The sequence below is a fragment of the Candidatus Krumholzibacteriia bacterium genome (assembly GCA_035268685.1).
GTDB lineage: Bacteria > Krumholzibacteriota > Krumholzibacteriia > JAJRXK01 > JAJRXK01 > JAJRXK01.
Window position 1 is genome coordinate 1 of the sequence record DATFKK010000156.1, and the last position, 10,159, is coordinate 10,159.

Consider the following 10,159-nt stretch of genomic DNA (forward strand, 5'->3'; position numbering starts at 1 on the left):
CTGCCAGGCCTGTTCCCAGCGGCCGGACCACTGCAGGTCGTCGACCATCTGCCAGCGCGCCCGCGCCGCGTAGTCGTAGCCCTCGCGATCGCCCACGGTGCCCTGGGCGGGCTCGAGCCGGGCCGAAGCGTCCAACGTGACGTCGAGACTTTCGGTCGCGCGCCAGCTCAGCGTGGTGTTGGCCAGATGCGTCGTGGCCTCGCGCGACACCTCGCCGGTCTCCTGCAGGGCCTCGTAGACCTCGATCTCGGTGACGAAGACCACGGGCGCGTCGTTCGTGCCGCCGTTGACGACCTTCAGGTAGCGGGTCGACACCGGCATGAACTCGATCTCGTAGCGCAACAGGGCCGTGTTGAAGGTCTCGATCGGTGTGTCCGTGACCTCGTTCCACTCGATCCCGTCGTCGGACACGTACACGCTCCAGTCGACCGTGGCCGACGAGAAGCGGTCGACGTAGACGTACATCGCCGAGACCGCCTCGCGCTCGAAGCCGAGATCCGTTCCGATGTTCCGGTCGATCGAGCCCGTGCCGATCTCGATGCCGGGCACGGTCGCGGTCCCGGTGTTGCCGTCGGCGAGTCCGGGCACGGGCTGGAGCGTGCCCAGCTCGGGCGACGGGTCGATCGCGAACAGCGACTGGCCGGTCGTCACCTGCTCGAGCAGGACGGTTCCCGTCCGCACCTCGTCGACCCGGTCGCGGTAGGTGAAGAGGTACTGCGTGTCCAGGCGCAGACGTCGCTCGCCGGCCAGTGAGTGCGATCCGAGGAAACGGAACTGATGCGAGTTCTCGCGACTCTCGAGACCGCGGATGAGGTTCTCGGTCCAACGCCGCGTGAATCCGTACTCGATGATCTCGTTCTCGCGGTCGACGTTGAGACGCGCCAGGAAGCGCCGGTCGCGCGTGTCCCGCGCATCGTCGCCGCCGTCCTCCTCGGAGATCTTCTGCCAGTCGTAACGCAGCGTGAGCATGGGCCAGCCGTCGATCGCGCTCCTCCAGTCGGCCACCACGTTCTCGGTGACCAGACGACCCGACGTGGCCGACGAACGGATGCTGCGCCGCAGTGCCGTGACGCTCGAGCGGAACCACTCGGTGCGCCAGGCCAGTTCGGCCGAAGGCTGGATCTCTTCGCGGAAGGCTCCGAACTGCTCGGCGCCGTCGATGTCGAAGTCGAAGTAGCGGAACGAGGCCCGCGCGCGCAGCGTCGAGGTGAGATCGCGCGCCAGGTTGATCGAGTACCTCTGTTGCAACGTGTTCCGTTCCTCGCCGTCGACCTCGGCCTGCACGGCACTAACGTCGATCGACCCGTTCACCTCGGCCGGTTGCGCCCACGCGGGCGCGGCGAGCGCCATCACCAGGAGTGCGCACCACGGTACGACGGCGGATCGCCGCCGCCGACTCACGGGATCACCACCGCGACCGGTCGCGGTCCCACGAGGAGCAGACGTGTCTCGCCCGTCCCCGTTGTGTCGACGGTGAACACGGCGTTCTCGTCGGGCAGGGGTACGAGGACCGTGCGCCCCTCGGGGTCGAGGTGCAGCAGACCGGGACGTGCCGGCAACGGAACCCTGTCGACCTCGAGATCCAGGGACGCACGCAGAACCGTGAGTTCGTCACACACCGCGAGAGCCGCGTACAAACGCTTCGCCCTCTCCTGGTAGACCATCCCCCGCACGGGCCCGCAGAGGTCGACGGCGTCGATCGACGCTCCGGTGCCGGCGTCGATCCGCTCCACGGACCGCCCGTTACGCGCCGCGACCACGATCTGACCGGTGTCGGCGAGGAACTCCAGTTCCCCCGGGGAATCGGAGACGACGAAGCGCGCCACCACTGACGCCTTCTGCGGATCGACGACCTCGATCGTCCGCGAGGTCTCCGACGACACGAAGATCCGGCCCGTGCGCGGATCCTCGACCAGGTCGACGGGCCGGGGCTCGAGGTTGACCCGGGCGATTTCCTGGAACGACGACGACGACACCTGCACGAGGGCGTCGTGACCGCTGGCGAGCGCGAAGACGGACCGTTCGTCGCGGCTCAACAGGAGACGGGTGGGTTCGTCGCCGAAACGCAGGGGCAGCCGTCGGATCCGATCGACGTCGCCGAGGTCCACCGCGACGAGTTCGTCGCGCTCGGCGACCGCGACGTACAGACGGCGCTCGACCGGCGAGTAGACGAGGTCCCGGGGGCGACCGCCCACTCCGAGTTCCTCGTTCGTCTCGCCCGTCCGCCGGTCCACGACGGCGACGGTCCCGGCCCCCTCGAGGGCCACGAAGATGCGCTGTCCCAGCGGGACCCGATCCGGATGACGGCGCCGGACGACGGGGTGCCAGGCTTCGGCATCGGCGGGCACGGCATCGGGGTCGAAGGCCAGATGCACGACCAGACATTCTCCGGCGTCGAGTTCTCGCTCGAGCACGAAGTCCGCCGACTCGCCGGAGAGGTCGACGCGCGTCCAGGCGCCACCGACCCGGATCCGTGCCTCGGCGAATTCGACCTTCAAGGTGTCGAGCGAACCCGGTTCGAACGTGGTCCGCATCCATTCGAGGGATCGGCCCCCATCGCGGTCCGTGTCCAGATCCAGGCGCGTCGGCTCGACACGGACTCGACCGTCGGGGCGGATCACGACGAAGGAGTCGACGACCAGACGTACGCGGGCGGCTGCACGCTCGGGCAACCGCACGTAGGTGGAGAGACTGGCCTGGGCGCCGGGGTCGAAAGCCCGGGAGGCGCGCGGCGCCGGCACGACGAGCAGCAGAATCAGCAGTTGCAGTGCTGCGGAGTGGAGCCCGGCGGATCGCGTCCCGGCCCGGCGCGGTGCCGATCCGGTCAAGGATGTCTCCTCGTGGTCGACACGGGGAGCCCGGGCCGGGCCGGGCTCCCCGTGCGGGTACGAATCGACGACGGGATCAGCGCACGCCGGAGGGGGCGGCGGTGAACACGTCGGCGTCGAACTCGTCCTTCACGTGGCACTTGTTGCAGAGCGAGCGCTGGTTCGGATCGCCGTAGGGATTCGGGATCGCGTAGGCGCCCGACTCCAAGCCGTCCTCACCCAGCACGGTGACGTTGAAGTCCCACCGACCGGCGTCCGGCGACGAGGTCGCGTGCGCGCGGTGGCAGGAGATGCAACTCACCTGGCTGCTGGCCGTCGGGCCCGCCGTGCTCGAGGTGGTGTTGGCCGGGTCCTCGAACGGCACGGCGGCCAGATAGGCCGACGCCTGGGTGCCGCCGGTGATGTCGGCAGTCCCGTTGTACAGATTGTAGTTCTGCGCGATGCCCGCGCCGATGGTCTCGCCCGAGGGGTGGACCAACTGCGTGTTGTTCGCGTGGAAGTCGCCGTGGCAGTTCCCACACCAGGCGCTCATGCCGCCCTTGTAGGCGGTGTGGTTGCTGTTGGTCTCGCCACCACCGAAGATCGCGAGGCCGTCGGCGTCCGGGGCCGGGCTCGAGAAGGTGGCCAGGCCACCCTGGACCTGCTGCCCCGCGGTGTAGAGCAGACGGAACTCGTCGGTGCCGTGCGGATCGTGGCAGCTCGAGCACTCCATCGAGGCCGCCGGGAAGGCACCGCCCGGAGCCGACGTCAGCGTCGCGTCCGGACCGACACCGTAGCTCGGCGCGTTGATGTTGTGGCCCGCGGCGTCACCCGGGATCGGGTTGTCGGCACCGGCGTGACCGTCGTTCAGGTTGTCCTCGGTCAGGAACACGAAGTTCCCGGCACCGTACTCGGTCGGCGGGTTCAGCGGATCGGAGCCGAAGCTGGCGCCGAGACGCGTGGCGTGACAGCCGAGGCAGGTCTCGCTGGGCGTCGCGTCGACGAGCAGCCACGGATTCCCGTTGGGGCTGTCCGGGTCGACCAGGGCACCGTCTTGACTGTTGTGCATCGTGTGGCAGCCGTTGCAGTGAGCAACGCCACCGTCGTGGAAAGCCAGCGCCGGCGTCGCGACGAGCACGAGAACCGACACGAGCGCGAGGGTCTTCATCATGTTGTTCATGCCTCCGAGAGCATGCTTGCTAGGACCGTGAGAAGGTCGAACGAGTTCGACTCGCTCATCGAAGGGGGGAGACCGATCGCGGATCGACCGGCCACACTCCTTCACGGTTCACGCAGGGTTGCACCACTGGCGTCGGAGCCGCGCGCCACACGCTCCTCCTCGTCCTCTTCGTCCTGGCGCGTAGTGCTCGCCTGCACGAGTCGTGTCCTGACGTAGCCGGGAACACGGCAGAGCTGGATCCGGCCTTCCAGCATCTGACCGACCACCACGTGGTCGTCGTCGGACACGGCCAAGAGGCTCGGGTGGTAGAACCATCCGTCGCGGAAGCCCTTCCCACCGAACTCGCCGAGAAACCGGCCATCGGTGGAGTAGCAGACGACTGCGAATCGCATCTTGTCGAGGACCGCCACGATCCCGTGGGACGTGACGTCGACTGCGACGGGAAAGTTCAACTGACCCGGTGTGTTCCCGCGGATGCCCACCGAACGCAGGAGGTCTCCGGACTCGACGTCGAACGCGAGCACGAGGCCCAGGTTCGAGACCGGAATCCAGAGCTCTCCGTCGCGGACGGAGGGCTCGCCGAGCAACAGTTCATCGCGATCGCCGTCGCCGACCGCAGTCGCGACGTCGATCCGGTGGACGCGTCGCCCGTCACGCCCGATCACATGGACGTTCGCATCGCCACCGACGAGGAGCAGTCGGTCCTCTTCGTCGCAGGCGATTCCATGGATCCGGGGCAGGTCCAGCGCGGCGAGTTCGATCGTGTCGAGATACATCCCGTCGAAATCGAACTGCACCAGCCGCTGTCCCTGCCGGGACGTTCCGAGGACGAATACGTGTCCTTCGGAGTCGACGACGACGCCCTGTGGTGAACCGATGTGATCGGCACAGCCGAACTGATAGCGGTAGAGGCCGTCCCGGTCGAAGATCACGATCCGATTCGCACCCGTGTCCCCCACGAAGATCTCACCGTGGCGACGATCGACGTGCAGGGCCATGGGTCGTTGGATCGGATCGTTCATCCCGGGAAGGCGCAGGGACCGCTCCAGCTCCGCGGGCGCGAACAGTGGCAGCGAAGACCCGGAGTCCTGGGCTCCGACCCCACCGACACCCACCACGGCGAGGGTGACGTAGAACGCCACACCTGCCACGGCACGCCCGATGAAGTCTTCTGCACGAATTCCGGTCACTCTGCTGCCTCATTCCACACTCGGCCGATACCCCCGAGCCGGGGTTGGGGAATCGACCCACTGCCTCTTCGAAGCACGAGGACCGTACGCTTGTTCACAGCGTGGCGCCGAGTGCGGCATTGTGACCTCACGAATCCGTGTCGCAAGTTCGGGGAAATAGTACAGTTGCATCATGTGCGGTCGGATCGTGCCCGGTCGTGCCCGAAACCGGTGGATGCCGGTCGATCGAGGCCTCGCCGGCTCAGAGAGTGAGCGCCCGGACCATGACGAGCGCAGCCGCGAGAGCAGAGGTCACCATCATCGTCCAGGAGCGCCGGGCGTCCGCGTCGGGGGCGCCGGCGGCTGCATGGACCCAGAGGATCTGGTCGCGGCCGATGTCGGTCACGGCACGGGAGTCGGCGTAGGAGGCCCGGCGCTCGGCGATCAGACGCAGGCGAACGGTGTCCTCGTCGACCGACACCACGTCGCCGGCGAAGGCCTGGCCTTCGCGCAGGGTCACGCGCACCGCCTGACCCTCGACCAGCGTGTCGAGATCGAGTGCGCCCTCGGGCCCGCCTCCCGCCACGGTGACCGGAAGAGGACCACTGCCCGCGGAACATCCGACGAGCAGGACGACGAGGACGAAGACCCGCGTCCCGCGAACGGGTCCGGACTTCCGACTGTGACGAGTCATGCGAGGAGTCCCCGGGGAGAGGCACACGCTTGCCCTGAGGCGATCACGCTGCGTATCGTAGCACCACCTCGCAGCAAAGGAATCGGATTCCCATGGACAGTCACCCCCGGTGTCCCTCGTCCTTCCTCCTGCTGTTCTCCGGCGCCCTGCTCGCCCTTCCCGCGGTCGCTCCCGCGGCCGGCGCACCACATCTCGCCCGCGTCTACACACTCGACGGTGAGTTCGTCCACGACGTGGGCGAGATCCAGCTGCACGTCACCAACTTCGGTCTGATCGGATCCCTCCCGGGCAACACCTGCAGCTTCTGCGACGCCCCGTCCGCGATGTGGCCGGCGGACAGCGGCGTCGACCACGTCTACCAGGCCGGTCTGTGGATCGGCGCACTCCTCGACGGCCAACCCCTCGTCACGACGGCCGCCCCCAGCGGCCGTGAACTCCGCGACGACGCGGTCGACCCTCTGGCCACGATCTACGAGGCGACCGAGGGCGAACCCGGCGGCCGCCGCTACCCACACCCCGGCTTCGACGACGACGGTGACGGTCTCGAGGACGAGGATCCCCTGAACGGTCGCGACGACGACCTCGACGGAGCGATCGACGAGGACTTCGCCGCCGTCTCCGACCAGTACTTCCGCGCGTTCCTGACCGACGACGACGACGCGATCCTGGCCAACGAGCCCGACCACACGCCCCTGCACCTGCAGGTGGTCCAGGAGAGCTTCGCCTGGTCCGACGACGACGTGGACGACTTCGTGGGCTTCGAGTTCACGATCACCGCCAGCGACGACTTCCCGGCCGACCGCGTGCTCGAGGACGTCCACCTGGGCTTCTACGTGGATCCCGACATCGGCCCGCGCGGTGTTCCCGGGATCGCGAGCGACGACCTGCCCGACTTCTTCGACGGTCTCGTCCGTGCTCCGAATTCGAGCCTGGTCCCCCTGACGCTCGCCAGCGCCTACGACGCGGACGGCGACGGAGGGGTGTCACCGGGACACGTCGGCGTCCTGTTCTTCGACCGGGAGACGACCGGCTTCCAGGTGTTCCAGGGCAACCTCACCTTCGACCAGGGCGGTGATCCCACGACCGACGCGGAACGCTACGCCCTGCTCTCGGAGAGCGGGTACGACGCCACACCCACGGGGACGACGAACGCCGGCGACTACCGGATCCTGATCTCGACGGGTCCGATCGAGGAGTTCCGGATCGACGACGAGATCCGGCTGCGCCTGGCACTCGTGGTCGGCGCGGGACGGGACGGACTGTTGACGCACGCCGCCCAGGCCTACCTGACGTCGTACGGTCGCTTCTTCGACCGCGACGGCGATCCCGACACCGGAGACGACGGCCGCGAATACCGTGTGGCCTGGATCCCGCCCGGTCAGAATCCCGTGTCCATCCACGACGAGGACGAAGCCGTCGACCCCGTCGTCGCCTCGTGGCGTGGCGCACTTCTTCCGAACGTCCCGAATCCCTTCAACCCGGCCACCGAGATCCGCTTCCGACTGCCCGCCGCGGGGAGCGTGTCGCTGCAGATCCACGATGCCGCCGGTCGTCGTGTCCGCAGTCTCGAGTTGGGATCGATGCCGGCCGGCGAGAGCGCCTGGTCGTGGAACGGGACCGACGACCAGGGCCGCGCCGTGGCGAGTGGGGTGTACCTGGTGCGGCTGGCGACCGACCGCGGCGTCGACTCCCGCCGGATCGTCCTGGCCCGCTGACCATCGGGCGGCGGGCCTCCCTGGGGTGGCGGGCCTCCCTCGCCGGGTTCCCGCCGCCCTCGACTCCTCGCCCCGGCGTCCGGAAGTCCCCCATGGCGCCGGAGTGCTGCGCGGCTCAGCTTTGCGCTACCATCGCGCGACGCGAAGCGAGAGGAGTCCGACCATGAGCCGCGAACACACCTGCCTGCTGGTCGTCGACGTCCAGCCCGACTTCATGCCCGGCGGTGGTCTGGCCGTCGAGGGCGGCGACGAGATCGTCGGGCCGCTCGGCCAGCTCATCGGCGACGGCGAGTTCGGCGTGATCGTCGCCACCCAGGACTGGCATCCGGCCGGCCACGTGTCCTTCGCCAGTTCCCACGAGGGCAAGCAGCCCATGGAGACCCTCGAACTCCACGGGCACGATCAGATCCTGTGGCCCGACCACTGCGTGCAGGGCACCGAGAAGGCACAGCTGCACGCCGGCCTTCCCCTGCAGCACCTCGACGCGATCGTGCGCAAGGGCACCGATCCCACCGTCGACAGCTACAGCGGCTTCCGCGACAACTGGAACGCCGAGGGCGAGCGGCCGGCGACCGGCCTCGCGGGCTACCTCCGCGAGCGCGGCATCCGTGCCCTGGTGGTGGCCGGACTCGCGCGCGACGTCTGCGTGAAGTGGACGATCGAGGACGCCGTCGAGGCCGGCTTCGACGTGGCCTTCCCCTGGGACCTCTCGCGCTCGGTCGATCCCTCGAAGGACGACGACCTGCGCCGGCACTTCGAGGAGCTGGGTGTGGAGGTGACGGAGCGCCAGGCGCTCGTGCGCTGATGGATCCCACCCGCCGCCACCGGATCGAGGGGATCCTGGCCACCGACTTCTACCAGTTGACCGCGGCCCAGGCCTACTGGAAGCAGGGGCTGGCCGGCCGCCGGGCCCAGTTCGACTACTTCTTCCGCAGCTACCCCGACTACGGCGGCCACGCCGCGGGGTACTGCATCGGCGCGGGACTGCAGTGGTTGCTCGAGTGGATGCACGAGTCGTCCTTCGACGACGAAGCGCTCTCCACGCTGCGCGAGCACCGCAACGCGCGCGGCGATCGCATGTTCGACGACGGCTTCCTCGAGTGGCTGCGCGAGCACGGCGACTTCTCGACGACCGAACTCCTGGCCGTTCCCGAAGGGCGCGTGGTGCACGCGAACGTCCCGCTGGTCCTCGCCCGCGGACCGCTCGCGATGCTGCAGGTCCTCGAGACCCCGCTGCTCATGCACCTGAACTACCCGACCCTGGTGGCGACCAAGGCCGCGCGCATCCGCCTCGCCGGCGCCGGCGGGTTGTTCATGGAGTTCGGCGCGCGCCGCGCCCACGACCGCGCGGCCCACGCCGGGGCCCGGGCGGCCCTGATCGGCGGTGCGGACTTCAGCTCGAACACGGGCATCAGCTTCGACCTCGGCCTGCCGCCCAAGGGCACGCACGCCCATGCCCTGGTGCAGGCGCACCTGGCCGACGGCAAGACCGAACTCGACGCCTTCCGTGCCTTCGCCGCCAGTCAACCCGACGACTGCGTCCTGCTGGTCGACACCATCGACACCCTCGACAGCGGCGTACCCAACGCGATCCGCGTGTTCGAGGAACTGCGGCGCGACGGCCACGAACCGGTGGGCGTGCGCCTCGACTCGGGCGACCTCGCCCACCTGGCCGTGCGCGCGGCGAAGATGCTCGACGACGCCGGCTTCGAGAAGGTCGCGATCGTGCTGAGCAACCAGTTGGACGAAGCGGTGATCCAGCAGATCCGCGAACAGATCACCGAGGAGGCACCGGAGCACGGCATGGACGCCGACTCCGTGCTCGGGCGCCTGGCCTACGGCGTGGGCACCGCTCTGATCACCAGCCAGGGCCACCCGGCGCTCGACGGCGTCTACAAGCTCACCGCCCTCGAACGCGACGGCGCGTGGCAGCCGGTGCTGAAGATCTCGGAGTCCCCCGAGAAGATCCCGACACCGGGACCGAAAACCGTGTGGCGCCTGTACGATCCCGACGGTCACGCGATCGTCGACCTGGTCGCCACCGACGACGAGGATCCCCTCGAACACGATCCCCTGCGCCTGCACCACGCCACGAAGGAGGGCGTGCACCGCGACCTGGCGGCGTCGGAGGTCGGCCAGGCCGAACGGCTGCTCGAACGCGTGTTCGCCGACGGTGCATCGACGCTCGGCGACGAATCGATCGAGACCATGCGCCAGCGCCGACACGACGACCTCGAACGTCTGCATGCCGGCGTGCGCCGGATCCTGCATCCGCACCGCTATCACGTGTCGCTCAGTCACCGCATGTGGGAACTGAAGACGCGGCTGGTCGAGAAGATCTCGTCGGGCGCCTAGTCGTTCGCGCCACTCTCCTGCGGCCATCGCCGCAGCAACGGCCTCAGGACGAGGGGCGTGAGCAGGCACGTGAGCGCCGACACGACGACCATTGCGGAGTACAACTCGCTCGACACCACGTCCTCTCCCAGTCGACGGCCCTGGTGCATGACGACCAGCGCGATCTCCGCCCGCGGGATCATGCTGACGCCGACCAGCACCGCCCCGCCGGTGCCCGTGGTCCACAGCGCCGGCAACCC

9 protein-coding genes are annotated in these 10,159 nt (G+C 68.8%); 3 read left to right on the forward strand and 6 right to left on the reverse strand.

Annotation, left to right across the window (positions count from 1 at the left end):
- The 5 genes from VKA86_14525 to VKA86_14545 all read right to left on the reverse strand — a co-directional run.
- The coding region (locus VKA86_14525; protein ID HKK72428.1) for a discoidin domain-containing protein at nt 1-1,401 on the reverse strand (1,401 nt) is incomplete at its 3' end.
- Nucleotides 1,398-2,828 (reverse strand): hypothetical protein, encoded by a 1,431-nt coding sequence (locus VKA86_14530; GenBank protein ID HKK72429.1) that lies wholly within the window; start codon nt 2,826-2,828, stop codon nt 1,398-1,400. The genes VKA86_14525 and VKA86_14530, both read right to left, overlap by 4 nt.
- A gap of 76 nt (nt 2,829-2,904) precedes the next feature.
- On the reverse strand, nt 2,905-3,978 hold the full coding sequence (locus tag VKA86_14535; GenBank protein HKK72430.1) for a cytochrome c3 family protein: 1,074 nt from the start codon (nt 3,976-3,978) through the stop codon (nt 2,905-2,907).
- Nucleotides 3,979-4,088: 110 nt separating this feature from the next.
- Nucleotides 4,089-5,177, reverse strand: a complete 1,089-nt coding sequence (locus tag VKA86_14540; protein ID HKK72431.1) for a hypothetical protein — start codon at nt 5,175-5,177, stop codon at nt 4,089-4,091.
- A gap of 241 nt (nt 5,178-5,418) precedes the next feature.
- A complete protein-coding gene (locus VKA86_14545; GenBank protein HKK72432.1) occupies nt 5,419-5,850 on the reverse strand; it encodes a hypothetical protein in 432 nt (143 codons plus the stop codon).
- A 92-nt stretch (nt 5,851-5,942) separates the two neighbouring features.
- Between VKA86_14545 and VKA86_14550 the strand changes: the two genes are divergently transcribed.
- The 3 genes from VKA86_14550 to VKA86_14560 all read left to right on the forward strand — a co-directional run bounded on the left by VKA86_14550 (nt 5,943) and on the right by VKA86_14560 (nt 9,920).
- On the forward strand, nt 5,943-7,565 hold the full coding sequence (locus VKA86_14550) for a FlgD immunoglobulin-like domain containing protein (protein HKK72433.1): 1,623 nt from the start codon (nt 5,943-5,945) through the stop codon (nt 7,563-7,565).
- Between the two features lie 163 nt (nt 7,566-7,728).
- Nucleotides 7,729-8,370 carry a bifunctional nicotinamidase/pyrazinamidase gene (gene pncA, locus VKA86_14555; GenBank protein HKK72434.1) on the forward strand — a complete coding sequence of 214 codons (642 nt, stop codon included), beginning with the start codon at nt 7,729-7,731 and terminating at the stop codon, nt 8,368-8,370.
- Nucleotides 8,370-9,920, forward strand: coding sequence for a nicotinate phosphoribosyltransferase (locus tag VKA86_14560; protein ID HKK72435.1), 1,551 nt, complete (start codon nt 8,370-8,372; stop codon nt 9,918-9,920). The genes pncA and VKA86_14560 overlap by 1 nt, the downstream gene beginning before the upstream one ends.
- Here the strand turns inward: VKA86_14560 and VKA86_14565 are convergent.
- The coding region (locus VKA86_14565) for a cation:proton antiporter (GenBank protein ID HKK72436.1) at nt 9,917-10,159 on the reverse strand (243 nt) is incomplete at its 5' end. The two genes, VKA86_14560 and VKA86_14565, sit on opposite strands and share 4 nt — an antisense overlap.